The organism is Streptomyces sp. NPDC059080, assembly GCF_042739975.1.
In the GTDB taxonomy this organism is placed as follows: Bacteria; Actinomycetota; Actinomycetes; order Streptomycetales; family Streptomycetaceae; genus Streptomyces; species Streptomyces benahoarensis.
Window position 1 is genome coordinate 14,458 of the sequence record NZ_JBHYGX010000060.1, and the last position, 15,416, is coordinate 29,873.

Here is a 15,416-nt window from a genome sequence, read left to right on the forward strand (position 1 = left end):
CACCGGCCCGGCGACAATCCGCACCCCGCCGCCGTGCCCCCGCGTTTCGCCCCGGCCGCGCCCCCGGGGCGGTTCCCCCCCCCCGAGGGCCCGCCCCCCCGGGGGGCGCGGCCCTTCACCGCTGTCGGGACGTCAGGGGCGGATCAGCCCTTCGCCGCCCAGCGCTTGCTCATCGCGTGGAACATGTTCCGGGCCTCGGGACCCAGGTGCGGACCGGCCGACCAACGGGCCGGACGCGGACCCATCGACATGTTGGAGATCAGCTCCGGCTCGCCGTCGGCGCCCTTCGCGAACCAGGGACCACCGGAGGAACCACCGGTCATGGTGCAGCCGATGCGGTACATGGTGGGCTTGACCGCATCCATCGACAGGCGGGTCGGCTTGTCGGTGCACTGCTCCTGGAGCGCACCGTCGAACGGCGCTTCCGCCGGGTAACCCTGCGCCGTCAGGCTGGGGATCTTGCTCATCGCGGGCGCGTTGAAGTTGACGGAGTACGCGCCACCGGCCATCTCCTCCAGCGACTTGCCGCTGGTGCCCTCCTCCGGCTTGACGTGCATCAGCGCGAAGTCGTACGGCGCCATCGGCACACCCGGCACCGCGCCGCCGTCCTTGATCCACTCGCTGGAGGTGGCCATGTCGTCGGCCCACCACTTGCCCGCCGGGACGCGGTCCTCGAACGGCGCCGTCTTCATCTCGGCGGCGGACGCGCCGTTCCGGTTGAAGTTCGGCACGAACATCATGTTGCGGTACCAACCGCCGTTCTTACCGGCGTGCACACAGTGCGCGGCCGTCCACACCAGGTTGGACTTGCCGGGGTGCGCCGGGTCCTTGACGACCGTGGCCGAGCAACGCGACTCACCTTCAGGCGTGCTGAAGAGCAGCAGACCCACACCGGGAGTGGTGGAGGTGTACGGCGTCTGTACCGGCTGCGCCGGAACCGCGGCGGGCTCCGGGTCGGTCTTGCCCTGGTCCTCGGAGATGTCCTCGGGCTTGCTCGGGTCCTGCGGCGGCTTGACCTTCTCGATCTTGTCCGGGTCCCAGAAGTCCTTGATGATCGGGTTGATGAACTCCCCGGCCTGCCGGAGCCACTTGTCGCGGTCCCAGTTCTTCCACTCGCCGTTCTCCCACTTGTCCAGGTCGATGCCGTGCTTCTTCAGCTTCTCCTGGACGTCCTGCGGAATCTTGATCTCGGTGCCGCCCGGGGCGTCCTGCGCCGCGGAGGCGCTGGCCTTGGCGTCCGCGTCCCCGCTGCCGGGCCCGCAGGCGGTCGCGGTCAGCGCCACGACGACGGTCAGCGCGGCGGCCAGAGCCGGGGAACGGCGCGCCCGCGGCGTGGTACGGCGGGCGGGCGGACGTATGGGACGCATGGGTGAACTCCCCCTGAGACATCGATCTGAGCTGCTGTGGCACGCCCGCCACGGCTTTTGTCATGAACCGCAAGCCGCCGGACGCAAGCCCCCACTATGCCGGTGCTGAAGGGGACGGCGTTAGCCGGGCCCCCGGTTCCGGCTGGTAAGGATCTTTCCCACGACCGTGATCCCGGGCCGTGAGCGTCGTTGGTACGTACGGGGGAACGCCGGGCCGCCCGCCGGGCCCGTGCGCCGCAGCTCTTCATCCGGAGGACACGACCGACGTGGCGTTGACCGAATCCGTACCGACGGCCCCGCCACCGGGCCACGAGGGGATCCTGCGACGGCAGGCCCAGCGGGAATCCGCGGCCCGCACCTATGCGCGCTCCCTGCCGATCGTGCCGGTGCGCGCCCGCGGGCTGACCATCGAAGGGGCCGACGGCCGCCGCTACCTCGACTGCCTCTCGGGCGCCGGGACCCTCGCCCTGGGACACAACCACCCCGTCGTCCTCGAAGCCGTCCGCACGGTCCTCGACTCCGGCGCCCCGCTGCACGTCCTCGACCTCGCCACCCCGGTCAAGGACGCCTTCGTCACCGAGCTGTTCGCCTCTCTGCCCGCCGAGTTGGCCGAAAACGCGCGGATCCAGTTCTGCGGGCCCGCCGGGACGGACGCCGTCGAGGCCGCACTCACCCTCGTCCGCACGGCCACCGGCCGGGACGGGCTGATGGCCTTCTCCGGCGCCTACCACGGCATGACGGCCGGCGCCCTCGCCGCGTCCGGCGGCGCCCGGCACACCGCCGTGACCCGCCTGCCGTACCCGTACGACTACCGCTGCCCGTTCGGCACCGGCGGCGAACGGGGCGCCGAACTCGCCGCCCGCTGGACGGAATCCCTCCTCGACGACCCCAAGAGCGGGGTGCCCGACCCCGCGGGCCTGATCGTCGAGCCGGTCCAGGGCGAGGGCGGCGTGATCCCCGCCCCGGACGCCTGGCTGCGGCGGATGCGGGAGATCACCGCGGCCCGCGGCATCCCCCTGATCGTCGACGAGATCCAGACCGGCGTCGGCCGCACCGGCGCCTTCTGGGCCATCGAGCACAGCGGCATCGTGCCCGACGTCCTCGTCCTGTCGAAGGCGATCGGCGGCAGCCTGCCGCTCGCCGTGATCGTCTACCGCGAGGAGCTGGACACCTGGCGTCCCGGCGCGCACGCCGGGACCTTCCGCGGTAACCAACTCGCGATGGCCGCCGGGTGCGCCACCCTCGCCCACGTCCGCGAGGCCGGACTCGACCGGCACGCCGCCGCCCTCGGCGCCCGGATGCTCGCCCGGCTCCAGGTGCTCGCCGCCGCCCACCCCTGTATCGGCGACGTCCGCGGCCGCGGCCTGATGCTCGGCGTCGAACTCGTCGACCCGGAGGGCGAGGTGGGCCCGGCCGGTGAGCTGCCCGCGGCCCCCGGCCTCGCGGCGGCCGTCCAGCGCGCCTGCCTGGAGCGCGGCCTGATCATCGAACTGGGCGGCCGCCACCAGTCCGTCGTCCGGCTGCTGCCGCCCCTGACCCTCACCGACGAACAGGCCGAAGCGATCCTCGACCGCCTCGCCGACGCCCTCGCCGCGGCGGTCCGCCCCACCCCGGGCCCGACCGGCTCGTCCCCCACCACACAGTGAGGCACCTCCCCATGAACGAACGCCCCGGAACCGACGGGACGCAGGCCCCCGAGCGCCCCGCCCGCCCCGGCACGGACACCCTCGGCCCGGGCGTACCGCGCCAGGCCCAGCGGCGCGGCGCCGACCCCGCCCCGGAGCCGGACGCCACGCCGCACCCGTTCCCCACGGAGCCCGACCCCCTCGACCACCCGGACCCGGCCCGCGCCGCCGACGCCGCCGCCGTCGAGAACCTGCTGCGCTGCTGGATCCGTGAGAGCGGCGGCCACCGCCCCGCGGGCGGCCGGCTGAGTATCCCGCTGCACGCCAGCGCCACCGCCCTGCACATCCCCGTCCGCTACTGGTCGCCCACCGGCCTGCACCGCCTCGGCGCCCCCACCCTGGAGGGCACCCCGGACGGCGCCGCCCCGCTCGACGCGGTCACCCTCGCCGCACTGCTGCGCCGGGAGGCCGCCCACGACGCGGCCCGCCCCGGGTCCGGCACCGCCTGCGGCGACGGTGCCGACCTCGTCGGCCGGGTCGCCTCCTCCGTCCGCACCACCGCCGTCTTCCTCGCCGACCGCCGCGCCCGCCCAGCCGACGCCGGGCACTCCCGCTTCCTCGACGGCGAACAGTCCCTCCTCCTCGGCCACCCGCTGCACCCCACCCCCAAGAGCCGTGAGGGCCTCACCGACGCCGAACACCATCTCTACGCACCCGAGTTGCGCGGCGGTTTCCCGCTCCACTGGATGGCCGTGCACCCCTCGGTTCTCGCCGCCGACTCCGCCTGGACCGAACGCGGCCGGACCGTCCCCGCCGACCGGCTCGCCCACGCCCTCGCCGCCGGTGCCCCGCCCCCGCCCGACGGCACCGTCCCGCTGCCGCTCCACCCCTGGCAGGCCCGTGACCTCGCCACCCGCCCCGAGGTCGCCGCGCTCCTCGACTCCGGCGCGCTCACCGACCTCGGACCGGGCGGCCCGGTCTGGTACCCGACCTCCTCGGTCCGTACCGTCTGCCGCCCCGGCTCCGACGCGATGCTGAAGCTCTCCCTCGGGCTGCGGATCACCAACTCCCGCCGGGAGAACCTCCGCAAGGAGCTGCTCCGCGGGGTCGAGATGCACCGGCTGCTGCGCACCGGCCTCGCCGCCCGCTGGCAGGCCGCCCACCCCGGATTCGACATCATCCGCGACCCGGCCTACCTCGCCATCGACGGACCCGACGGCGCCCCCGTCCAGGGCCTGGACGCCGTCATCCGGCACCACCCCTTCCGCCCCGGCGACGACGCGGTCTGCCTGGCCGGGCTGACCTCGCCCCGGCCCTGGCCCGGCCGCCCGGAGATGCGGTCCCGCCTCGCCGTACTGATCACCGCCCTCGGCGCGCGGACCGGCCGCACCCCGGGCGCCGTCGCCACCGAATGGTTCCTGCGCTACCTCGAAGCCGTCGTGCGGCCCGTCCTGTGGCTCGACGGCACCGCGGGCGTCGCCCTGGAGGCCCACCAGCAGAACACCCTGGTCCTCCTCGACGCCGACGGCTGGCCCGCGGGCGGCCGCTACCGCGACAACCAGGGCTACTACTTCCGCACCTCGCGGCGGGACGAACTCACCGCCCGCCTGCCCGGTCTCGGCGAGGCCAGCGACACCTTCGTCCCCGACGACGTCACCGACGAACGCTTCGCCTACTACCTCGCCATCAACAACGTCCTCGGCCTCATCGGGGCCTTCGGCGCCGAACACCTGGTCCGTGAGGAGGTCCTGCTCGCCGCCTTCCGCCACTTCCTCGCCGACGCCGCCACCGCGCCCGCGGCCCACCGCTCCCGCCTGCCGGAGCTGCTGCTGACCGCGCGCACCCTGCGCTGCAAGGCCAATCTCGCGACCCGGCTGTACGGGCTCGACGAACTCGTCGGGCCCGTCGACACCCAATCCGTCTACCTCGCCCTGGCCAACCCACTGGCCTCCTAGGGCATTTCGTTCGACACCCGCAAGCACCAGGACAGCCCGGGGCGCGGCGCACCCGCCACCCGCCCCGGCCCGCCCCGGGGACGCGCCGATCCGCGTTCCTGGGGCCACGAGAGGAGAGCGCCTCCGTGCCCCCCACTGAACCCGGCTCCGGCACCACCCCCGTCCGGCAGCTGCCTCACGCCCCGGAGCCCTTGTCTGCCGCGGGGCCCCCGGCGCCCGCCAGACCCGCCGCCGGGCCGCTCCTCGACGGGCTTGCCGGATGGCCGCCCGCCAGGACCGCCGACGGGCCGTTCGCCCTCGTCCCCGTGGACCCCGCCGCCGACCTCGCCCGCATCGCGGTGTGGATGAACGATCCGGCGGTCGCGTCCTCTTGGGAACTCGCGGGCCCTCCCGAGGTCACCGCGGCGCATCTGCACCCTCAGCTCACCGGCGACGGCCGCAGTGTCCCCTGCCTCGGCGTCCTGGCGGGCGTCCCGATGAGCTACTGGGAGATCTACCGCGCCGATCTCGATCCGCTCGCCCGCCACTACCCGGCCCGCCCGCACGACACCGGTCTGCATCTCCTCCTCGGCGCGGACCACCGGGGACGCGGCCTCGGCTCGGCCCTGCTGCGGGCCGTCGCCGATCTCGTGCTGGCCCACCGCCCGCGCTGCACCCGCGTCGTCGCCGAACCGGACGTACGCAACACCCCCTCCGTCGCCGCCTTCCGCGCCGCCGGCTTCCGGTACGGCGGCGAGATCGAACTGCCCGACAAGCGCGCCGCGTTGATGATCCGCGACCGTGAACCCCTTGACCCGCTCTGACCCGGGGTCGTCCGCCGACGGCCCCGCACCGCTGTCCGGACCCCGACCGCCCTGCCCGTAATCGTCCGCGCCACCACCTCTGCGAAGGAAAAGCGCCGCCCCTGACCGACCCCTTTCATCCGGTGACCGCCGGCTGTCCCCGCCGTGCCGGTGCGGTCCCACCACGAGGAGTCCCACCGTGACCGCTGAACACCGGCCCGCCGCGCCGCACGCCGCCGACGAGCCCGGGCCCGCCCCGCACCTCTGGCGCCGCGCCGCGCGCCGCCTGCTCGCCAAGACGCTGGCGGAGTTCGCCTATGAGGAGATCATCCGGCCGGAACCGGAACCGGAACCGGAACCGGAACCGGAACCGGAACCCGAACCCGAACCGGAGCCCGGGCTGAGGGCCGACGCGGCCGCGCCTGCGGAGACCGCGGCCGCCGTGCCCATGCCTGCGGCCGAGGCGGCCGCGTCCGCCGCGCCCGAGCCTGGCACCGGACCCGAGGCGACGCCCGTCCCGTCCGTCCCCGACAGGCGCCCCACCCGCTACCGCCTGCCCGTCGCCGACGACCTCGTCTACCGCTTCACCGCCCGCCGCGGCGCCTACGGACACTGGCGCGTCGACCCCGACTCGCTCACGCCGGACGCCGACCCGCTGCGCTTTCTCACCCGCGCCCACGACACCGTCCTGGGGCTGTCCGGCGACACCACCGGGCACCTGCTGCGGGAGCTGACCGCCACCCTCGCCGCCGACGCCCGGCTGGACGCCACCGCGCTCGACGCCGACGCCCTCGCCGACCTGGACTACGCGTCCCTGGAAGGCCACCAGAGCGGCCACCCCTGGCTCGTCGCGAACAAGGGCCGACTCGGCTTCTCCGCCCGGGACGCCGCGGAGTGGGCCCCCGAATCCCGCACCCCGCACCGCCTGCCCTGGCTCGCCGCCCACCGCGACCTCGCCCTCTACCGCGGCATCCCCGCACTGGCCACCCCCGACCGTCTCTACGGCGAGGAACTGCCCCCCGCCGTCCGCGACCGCTTCGCCGACGCGGTCGCCGCCGAGGACCGCGACCCCGCCGACTACCTCTACCTTCCCGTCCACCCCTGGCAGTGGGACGAGACCGTCGCGCCGCTCTTCGCGCCGCAACTGGCCGACAGATCCATCATCGCGCTGCCCACTGACAACGACCTCCGCCTGCCGCAGCAGTCGATCCGGACCTTCCTCAACATCAGCCGTCCGCACGCCCGCACCGTCAAGCTCCCGTTGTCGGTCCTCAACACCCTCGTCTGGCGCGGACTGCCCACCGAACGCACCGCCGCCGCCCCCGCCGTCACCGGCTGGGTCCACGCGCTGCGCGACAACGACCCGTATCTGCGCGACGAGACGCGGGTGATCCTCCTCGGCGAAACCGCCTCCGTCACCGTCCACCACCCGCTCTACGACCGGTTGCCCGGAGTCCCCTACCAGTACAAGGAGCTGCTCGGCTGCATCTGGCGCGAGCCGCTCATCCGCCATCTCGACCCCGGGGAACGCGCCCGCACCCTCGCCTCGCTGCTCCAGACCGACCCGCACGGCCGCGCCCTGACCGCCGAACTCGTCCGCCGCTCGGGCCTGCCGCCCCGGGTCTGGCTGCGCCGCCTCTTCGCCGCGCTCCTGCCGCCCCTGCTGCACTTCCTCTACCGCTACGGCACGGTCTTCTCCCCGCACGGCGAGAACGCCATCGTCGTCTTCGACGTCCGGGACGTGCCCGTCCGGCTCGCGGTCAAGGACTTCGTCGACGACGTCAACATCAGCGCCACGCCGCTGCCGGAGCACGACGCGATGCCGGACGAGGTCCGCGCGGTGCTGCTGACCGAGCCGCCGGCGTTCCTCACCCAGTTCATCCACTCCGGGCTGTTCGTCGGTGTCTTCCGCTACCTCGCACCGCTCTACGAGGAGCAACTGGGCGTTCCCGAACGGGAATTCTGGTCCCTCGTCCGGGCGGAGATCCTGCGCCACCATGAACGTTTCCCCGCCCTCAAGGAACGGCACGTCCTCTTCGACCTGCTCACCCCGCGGATCGAGCGGCTGTGCCTGAACCGCAACCGTCTGCACACCGACGGCTACCGCGACCGCACCGAACGCCCGCACGCCACGGTCCACGGCACCGTCCCCAACCCGTTGCACACGCCATGACGGGGCGGGCTGTCAGTGGTCCCGCGTAGGCTGGCCACGCTATGACGAAGCCCTCCCTCAACGATCTGCTGCACGCCGCCGTCGCCGCCGTCGGCGGCACCGAGCGGCCCGGCCAGGTGGCGATGGCCGAGGCCGTCGCCGAGGCCGTGCACGACCAGTCGCATCTGCTGGTGCAGGCCGGCACCGGCACCGGAAAGTCCCTCGGCTATCTGGTGCCGGCGCTGGCCCACGGCGACCGCGTGGTCGTCGCCACGGCCACCCTCGCGCTACAGCGTCAGCTCGTCGAGCGTGACCTGCCGCGCACCGTCGACGCGCTCCATCCGCAGCTGCGCCGCCGCCCCGACTTCGCCATGCTCAAGGGCCGCTCCAACTACCTCTGCCTGCACCGCCTCCGCGAGGGCGTGCCGCAGGAAGAGGAGGAGGGCCTCTTCGACCCGTTCGAGGCGGCGACGCCCACCAGCAAGCTCGGCAAGGACCTGCTGCGGCTGCGCGACTGGGCGGACGAGACGGAGACCGGCGACCGCGACGACCTGACGCCCGGCGTCTCCGACCGCGCCTGGGGCCAGGTCTCGGTCGCCTCCCGGGAGTGTCTGGGCGCCTCGAAGTGCGCCTACGGCGCGGAATGCTTCGCGGAGGCAGCCCGGGAGCGCGCCAAGACCGCCGACGTCGTGATCACCAACCACGCCCTGCTGGCGATCGACGCGATCGAGGGTGCGCCGGTCCTGCCGGAGCACGATGTGCTGATCATCGACGAGGCCCATGAACTGGTCTCCCGGGTCACCGGCGTCGCCACCGGCGAGCTGACCCCGGGGCAGGTCAACCGCGCGGTCCGCCGGGCCGCCAAGCTCGTCAACGAAAAGGCCGCCGACCAGCTGCAGACGGCGTCCGAGACGTTCGAGCGGCTGATGGAGCTGGCGCTGCCCGGTCGCCTGGAGGAGATCCCGGAGGATCTCGGCTACTGCCTGATGGCGCTGCGGGACGCCGCCCGTACGGTGATCTCCGCGCTCGGCTCGACGCGGGACAAGAACGTCCAGGACGAGGACGCGGTCCGCAAGCAGGCCCTCGCGTCGGTGGAGAACGTCCACGCCGTCGCCGAGCGCATCGCGAACGGCTCCGAGTACGACGTGGTCTGGTACGAACGCCACGACCGCTTCGGCGCCTCACTGCGGGTGGCACCGATGTCGGTCTCCGGGCTGCTGCGCGAGAAGCTGTTCGCGGACCGTTCGGTGGTGCTGACGTCCGCCACCCTGAAGCTGGGCGGCGACTTCAACGGCGTCGGCGCGTCCCTGGGCCTCTCCCCGGAGGGCGTGCGGGAGGACGACGCCCCGGTCTGGAAGGGCCTGGACGTCGGCTCGCCCTTCGACTACGGCAAGCAGGGCATCCTCTACGTCGCCAAGCACCTCGCGCAGCCGGGCCGTGAGGGCAGCCGGGAGGACATGCTCGACGAGCTGGCGGAGCTGATCGAGGCGGCGGGCGGCCGGACGCTGGGCCTGTTCTCGTCGATGCGCGGGGCGCAGGCTGCGGCCGAGGCGATGCGCGGCCGTCTCGACATGCCGGTGCTCCTCCAGGGTGAGGAGACCCTGGGCGAGCTGATCCGTACGTTCGCGGCGGACGCCCGGACCTGCCTGTTCGGCACGTTGTCGCTGTGGCAGGGCGTGGATGTGCCGGGCCCGAACTGCCAGCTCGTGGTGATGGACCGGGTGCCGTTCCCGCGCCCGGACGATCCGCTGATGAGCGCCCGCCAGAAGGCGGTGGAGGAGGCCGGCGGCAACGGCTTCATGTCGGTGGCGGCGACGCATGCGGCGCTGCTGATGGCCCAGGGCGCCGGGCGGCTGGTCCGGGCGACGGGGGACCGCGGCGTCGTCGCCGTGCTCGATCCCCGGCTGGAGCGGGCCCGGTACGGCTCGTTCCTGCGGAAGTCGATGCCGGACTTCTGGTACACCACCGACCGCAATCAGGTCCGCCGGTCGCTCGCGGCCATCGACGCGGCGGCCAGGGAGGCGGAGAGCGGCGCCTGACACAGACCCGGCGGCGGGAACGTCCGCCGGGCGGCGCAGAGCCCCGGAACCGGCGCAGTGGTCCCGGGGCTCGCTCGTGGGGGCGAGGTCAGACCCGCCGCAGGACCGCCACGACCTTGCCGAGGATGGTCGCCTCGTCGCCGGGGATCGGCTGGTAGGCGGCGTTGTGCGGCAGCAGCCACACATGGCCGTCCTCGCGCTTGAAACGCTTGACGGTGGCCTCGCCGTCCAGCATCGCGGCGACGATGTCGCCGTTCTCCGCGACGGGCTGGCGGCGGACGGTGACCCAGTCGCCGTCGCAGATCGCGGCCTCGATCATGGAGTCGCCGACGACCTTGAGGACGAACAGCTCACCGTCACCGACCAGCTGGCGGGGGAGTGGGAAGACGTCCTCGACGGACTCCTCGGCGAGGATCGGGCCACCGGCGGCGATCCGCCCGACGAGCGGGACGTAGGACGCCGCGGGCTTGCCCGCAGTCTCCGTGGCCGCGCTGCTGGCCTGGTCGGAGCCGCGGACCTCGTACGCCCGGGGGCGGTGCGGATCGCGCCGCAGGAAGCCCTTGCGCTCCAGGGCCATGAGCTGATGGGCGACGGACGAGGTGCTGGAGAGCCCGACGGCCTGGCCGATCTCCCGCATCGACGGCGGGTAGCCGCGGCGCTGCACGGAGTCCCGGATCACCTCGATCACGCGGCGCTGGCGGTCGGTCAGCCCCGAGCTGTCGGCCCGGATCCCCGGTGGCCGTCCCGGCAGCGCACGGGTGGGCTTCTGCTCCGCAGCATCCGGCGCGGGGTCGTCCATCGGTGTGCTCCGTGCCACTTGAGGGTGTTCGAACCGGCCCTGGGAGTGGCTCTGTGCGGTGATGGTCGCGCTGTCTGCGGTGGTGGTCACGTCAGCCCCTCTCGGAATGTGCTCCCTAGATAGCCAACGGTAGTTGCTTTCGAAAGGTTGCGCCAAACACACGTTCGAGTGAAATTCTGGGAATCTACTGACTCGCTCGCGTGTCTGGTGTATGGACCGGAGACCCGAACGGCGATTCGGTCCGACAGGTGGCACGCCGCACCCCGCGCGCGTCCGTCGCACCCGGAAAGATTGCAAAGGGGCGGCGGCTCCCGACGCGGACCCCGAAGGCCGCTTCGCTCCGTATTATCCCCTTCGGCCCCCGGGTGCCCGGAACGGGGTGGAAGGGAGCGGGAGCGGGCCGCCCGGCCGCGGCCCGTCGTCCGTGCCCCCCGCGTGTGGATTCCGTCATTCCGGCCCCTGCGGGCCGCCCCGCGAGTGGTTTCCCGTAGGCTCGTGGCCAACCCCGACGGCCCGCCTCCACCGCGACACGCGGTAGGCGTCCATGTGCGTCCCGACACCACATCTAGTGCTTGGATGGCGCCGACCACCTACAAGTTGTGGTGTCTGGTCCGGCGGGCCCCCGTGGATCGCCTATGCTGGTGACTGCTCCGAGGGCCTGGAAGGGCCCTCGTGGGGCCGATCAGTCGTACGCGGATTCCGGCGGCGTACGTCCGCGCAGTTCCGAGGTGAGGAGGGTGGAGCCATGCACTGCCCCTTCTGCAGGCACTCGGACAGCAGGGTCGTCGACAGCCGCACCACCGACGACGGCACATCGATCCGCCGCCGTCGCCAGTGTCCCGACTGCTCTCGCCGTTTCACCACCATCGAGACGGCGTCCCTCACGGTGATCAAGCGGAGCGGGGTCACCGAGCCCTTCAGCCGCACCAAGGTCATCGCAGGCGTGCGCAAGGCATGCCAGGGGCGGCCGGTCACCGAGGACGCCCTCGCCAAGCTCGGCCAGCGGGTCGAGGAGGCGGTGCGCGCCACCGGCAGCGCCGAGCTGTCCACCCATGACGTCGGGCTCGCCATACTGGGACCGCTGCGGGAACTCGACCTCGTCGCGTACCTGCGCTTCGCGTCCGTGTACCGGGCCTTCGACTCGCTGGAAGACTTCGAGGCGGCCATCGCCGAACTGCGTGAGCAGCGCGAGCAGGGGCCGCCCGAGCGGGAGTGCGGGGCGGACGGCGGCGATGCCGCGTCCGTTCCCGAGCCCGCCACCGCCGCCGACTAGCGCGGCGCGATCACATCTGACCGGGGCGCGTGCAGGCGCTCCGGCCGCAGAACGACAGACACCGTGCCACGGAACAAGTGTGCACATATGGGCGTTTTCGCCCGTACAGGGAGGCGGAATGACAGAGACGACGAGCGGCCCGGCACGCGGCTCCCGCGCCAAGGGCAGCAAGGCGAGCAAGGGGCTGCGTATCGAGCGCATCCACACGACCCCCGGCGTGCACCCGTACGACGAGGTGGAGTGGGCGCGTCGTGACGTCGTCATGACCAACTGGCGCGACGGCTCGGTCAACTTCGAGCAGCGTGGCGTCGAGTTCCCCGACTTCTGGTCGGTGAACGCGGTCAACATCGTCACCAGCAAGTACTTCCGTGGTGCGGTGGGCTCGCCGACCCGCGAGTCGAGCCTGCGGCAGTTGATCGACCGCGTGGTCACGACGTACCGCAGGTCCGGCGAGGAGAACGGCTACTTCGCCTCTCCGGCGGACGCCGAGATCTTCGAGCACGAGCTGGCGTACGCGCTGCTCCACCAGGTCTTCAGCTTCAACTCGCCGGTTTGGTTCAACGTCGGCACCCAGCAGCCGCAGCAGGTCAGCGCCTGCTTCATCCTCTCCGTCGACGACTCCATGGAGTCGATCCTCGACTGGTACAAGGAAGAGGGGATGATCTTCAAGGGCGGTTCCGGCGCCGGTCTGAACCTCTCCCGCATCCGCTCCTCCAAGGAGCTGCTCTCTTCCGGCGGCAACGCCTCCGGTCCGGTCTCCTTCATGCGTGGCGCCGACGCGTCCGCCGGAACGATCAAGTCGGGCGGCGCCACCCGCCGCGCCGCCAAGATGGTCGTGCTCGACGTCGACCACCCCGACGTCGAGGCGTTCATCGAGACCAAGGTCAAGGAGGAGGAGAAGGTCCGCGCGCTGCGCGACGCCGGCTTCGACATGGACCTGGGCGGCGACGACATCACGTCCGTCCAGTACCAGAACGCCAACAACTCCGTCCGCGTCAACGACGAGTTCATGAAGGCCGTCGAGTCCGGATCGAAGTTCGGCCTGCGCGGCCGGATGAACGGCGAGGTCATCGAGGAGATCGACGCCAAGGGCCTCTTCCGCAAGATGGCCGAGGCCGCCTGGGCCTGCGCCGACCCCGGCATCCAGTACGACGACACCATCAACCACTGGCACACCTCGCCGGAGTCGGGCCGGATCACCGCCTCGAACCCGTGCAGCGAGTACATGCACCTGGACAACTCCTCGTGCAACCTCGCCTCGCTCAACCTCATGAAGTTCCTGCGCGACGACGACCAGGGCCACCAGTCGTTCGACGCCGAGCGCTTCGCCAAGGTCGTCGAGCTGGTCATCACGGCGATGGACATCTCCATCTGCTTCGCTGACTTCCCGACCGAGAAGATCGGCGAGACCACCCGCGCCTTCCGCCAGCTGGGCATCGGCTACGCCAACCTCGGCGCCCTGCTGATGGCCACCGGCCACGCCTACGACTCCGACGGCGGCCGCGCGCTCGCCGGTGCCATCACCTCGCTGATGACCGGCACCTCCTACAAGCGCTCCGCCGAGCTGGCAGCGGTCGTCGGCCCGTACGACGGCTACGCCCGCAACGCCGACGCCCACAAGCGCGTCATGCAGCAGCACTCCGACGCCAACGGTGTCGCCACGCGCATGGACGACCTGGACACCCCGGTGTGGGCCGCGGCGACCGAGGCGTGGCAGGACGTGCTGCGGCTGGGCGGGAAGAACGGTTTCCGCAACGCGCAGGCGTCCGTCCTCGCGCCGACCGGCACCATCGGCCTGATGATGGACTGCGACACCACGGGCGTCGAGCCGGACCTCGCCCTGGTCAAGTTCAAGAAGCTGGTCGGCGGCGGCTCCATGCAGATCGTGAACAACACGGTCCCCAAGGCGCTCAAGCGGCTCGGCTACCAGCCCGAGCAGGTCGAGGCGATCGTCGCCCACATCGCCGAGCACGGCAATGTCATCGACGCCCCCGGTCTGAAGCCGGTGCACTACGAGGTCTTCGACTGCGCCATGGGCGCCCGCTCGATCTCGGCCATGGGGCACGTCCGCATGATGGCCGCGGCACAGCCCTTCCTGTCGGGTGCGATCTCCAAGACCGTGAACCTGCCCGAGACGGCCACCGTCGAGGAGGTCGAGGAGGTCTACTACGAGGGCTGGAAGCTCGGCCTGAAGGCGCTCGCGATCTACCGCGACAACTGCAAGGTCGGCCAGCCGCTGTCGGCGAAGAAGAAGGAGGAGGCGAAGGCGGAGACCGCGGAGCCGGCGCCCGAGAAGGTCGTCGAGTACCGCCCCGTCCGCAAACGCCTCCCCAAGGGCCGTCCCGGCATCACCACCTCCTTCACGGTGGGCGGCGCCGAGGGTTACATGACCGCCAACTCCTACCCGGACGACGGTCTCGGTGAGGTCTTCCTGAAGATGTCCAAGCAGGGCTCGACTCTCGCGGGCATGATGGACGCCTTCTCCATCGCGGTGTCGGTGGGCCTTCAGTACGGCGTGCCGCTGGAGACCTACGTCTCGAAGTTCACCAACATGCGCTTCGAGCCGGCCGGTATGACGGACGACCCGGACGTGCGGATGGCACAGTCGATCGTCGACTACATCTTCCGCCGCCTGGCGCTGGACTTCCTGCCCTTCGAGACCCGTTCCGCGCTCGGCATCCACTCCGTCGAGGAGCGGCAGCGTCACCTGGACACCGGCTCGTACGAGCCGTCCGAGGACGTCGACGTCGAGGGCCTGGCGCAGTCCGCGCCGCGCCAGACCGAGGCGCCCGCCCCCGCCCCCGCACCCGCGGTCCCGGCCGCGGAGATCGAGGCCCCGGCTCCGAAGAAGCAGGCGCACACCAACGCCGAACTGGTCGAGATGCAGCTCGGCATCAACGCCGACGCCCCGCTCTGCTTCTCCTGCGGGACGAAGATGCAGCGCGCGGGCAGCTGCTACCTCTGCGAAGGCTGCGGCTCGACCAGCGGCTGCAGCTGAGAACGAGCGGAATCGCCTCCGGCGCCTCTGAGCATCCGGTGCTGAGGCCGTTGATCCGTAGGTGAGAGAGGGAGCCGACGCCGAGTCGGCTCCCTCTCCGCCGTTTCCGCCTCAAGGTGGTGCCCGGGACGCTGACCGTCAGTGGTGCTGCCGACCGGGTTCGTGAGCGCCGATGACCTTCGCCGCCGCCGGACGCGCAGCACGCAGGTCAGCACGTGTTCGGCGTAGGCGGCCGCCTACGCGCCGAACGACGAGCTGTGACGGATCCGGTCGTCCCGGTCCACGTGATCTCCCTGGTCGTGCAGCTACCGGTCGGCTACCGGTCGGCGATGAGTCCGGAGAACTCGCGGTGGCGATCTCCACCGGTAGCGGCCGCGGCCGGGGCGCGGCCGGGTTGACCCCGGCCGGGGCGGCCGCGCGCGGGGC

General features: G+C 72.3%; 9 protein-coding genes. 7 read left to right on the plus strand and 2 right to left on the minus strand.

Annotated features, from left to right (window positions below):
* Positions 1–143: 143 nt before the first annotated feature.
* Entirely contained in the window at positions 144–1,367 is a 1,224-nt protein-coding gene (locus tag ACFWWQ_RS28275; protein WP_384601930.1) for a trypsin-like serine peptidase, read from the minus strand.
* Between the two features lie 266 nt (positions 1,368–1,633).
* Between ACFWWQ_RS28275 and ACFWWQ_RS28280 the strand changes: the two genes are divergently transcribed.
* The 5 genes from ACFWWQ_RS28280 to ACFWWQ_RS28300 all read left to right on the plus strand — a co-directional run bounded on the left by ACFWWQ_RS28280 (position 1,634) and on the right by ACFWWQ_RS28300 (position 9,920).
* Positions 1,634–3,013 (plus strand): diaminobutyrate--2-oxoglutarate transaminase family protein, encoded by a 1,380-nt coding sequence (locus ACFWWQ_RS28280; RefSeq protein ID WP_384601932.1) that lies wholly within the window; start codon positions 1,634–1,636, stop codon positions 3,011–3,013.
* Positions 3,014–3,024: 11 nt separating this feature from the next.
* The gene (locus tag ACFWWQ_RS28285; protein ID WP_384601934.1) at positions 3,025–4,947 is read left to right on the plus strand and encodes an IucA/IucC family protein; all 1,923 of its coding nucleotides are present in this window, start codon (positions 3,025–3,027) and stop codon (positions 4,945–4,947) included.
* A gap of 125 nt (positions 4,948–5,072) precedes the next feature.
* On the plus strand, positions 5,073–5,750 hold the full coding sequence (locus ACFWWQ_RS28290; protein WP_384601935.1) for a GNAT family N-acetyltransferase: 678 nt from the start codon (positions 5,073–5,075) through the stop codon (positions 5,748–5,750).
* A gap of 178 nt (positions 5,751–5,928) precedes the next feature.
* The gene (locus ACFWWQ_RS28295) at positions 5,929–7,902 is read left to right on the plus strand and encodes an IucA/IucC family protein (RefSeq protein WP_384601937.1); all 1,974 of its coding nucleotides are present in this window, start codon (positions 5,929–5,931) and stop codon (positions 7,900–7,902) included.
* A 41-nt stretch (positions 7,903–7,943) separates the two neighbouring features.
* Positions 7,944–9,920 (plus strand): ATP-dependent DNA helicase, encoded by a 1,977-nt coding sequence (locus ACFWWQ_RS28300; RefSeq protein ID WP_384601939.1) that lies wholly within the window; start codon positions 7,944–7,946, stop codon positions 9,918–9,920.
* A gap of 88 nt (positions 9,921–10,008) precedes the next feature.
* Here ACFWWQ_RS28300 and lexA read toward each other — a convergent pair whose 3' ends face one another.
* The gene (gene lexA, locus ACFWWQ_RS28305; protein ID WP_384601941.1) at positions 10,009–10,809 is read right to left on the minus strand and encodes a transcriptional repressor LexA; all 801 of its coding nucleotides are present in this window, start codon (positions 10,807–10,809) and stop codon (positions 10,009–10,011) included.
* Positions 10,810–11,464: 655 nt separating this feature from the next.
* On the opposite strand from lexA, the gene nrdR reads away from it, so the two are divergent.
* Both nrdR and ACFWWQ_RS28315 read left to right on the plus strand, forming a co-directional pair.
* Positions 11,465–11,992 carry a transcriptional regulator NrdR gene (nrdR, locus tag ACFWWQ_RS28310; RefSeq protein WP_384601943.1) on the plus strand — a complete coding sequence of 176 codons (528 nt, stop codon included), beginning with the start codon at positions 11,465–11,467 and terminating at the stop codon, positions 11,990–11,992.
* A 118-nt stretch (positions 11,993–12,110) separates the two neighbouring features.
* The gene (locus tag ACFWWQ_RS28315) at positions 12,111–14,990 is read left to right on the plus strand and encodes a vitamin B12-dependent ribonucleotide reductase (RefSeq protein ID WP_384601945.1); all 2,880 of its coding nucleotides are present in this window, start codon (positions 12,111–12,113) and stop codon (positions 14,988–14,990) included.
* Positions 14,991–15,416 lie beyond the last annotated feature (426 nt).

What these genes read in the sequence shown, in the direction of transcription:
- ACFWWQ_RS28275 (WP_384601930.1), bottom strand. Translation starts at nt 1,367, where the DNA reads ATGCGTCCCATACGTCCGCCCGCCCGCCGTACCACGCCGCGGGCGCGC.
- nrdR (WP_384601943.1), top strand. Translation starts at nt 11,465, where the DNA reads ATGCACTGCCCCTTCTGCAGGCACTCGGACAGCAGGGTCGTCGACAGC.
- ACFWWQ_RS28300 (WP_384601939.1), top strand. Translation starts at nt 7,944, where the DNA reads ATGACGAAGCCCTCCCTCAACGATCTGCTGCACGCCGCCGTCGCCGCC.
- ACFWWQ_RS28285 (WP_384601934.1), top strand. Translation starts at nt 3,025, where the DNA reads ATGAACGAACGCCCCGGAACCGACGGGACGCAGGCCCCCGAGCGCCCC.
- ACFWWQ_RS28315 (WP_384601945.1), top strand. Translation starts at nt 12,111, where the DNA reads ATGACAGAGACGACGAGCGGCCCGGCACGCGGCTCCCGCGCCAAGGGC.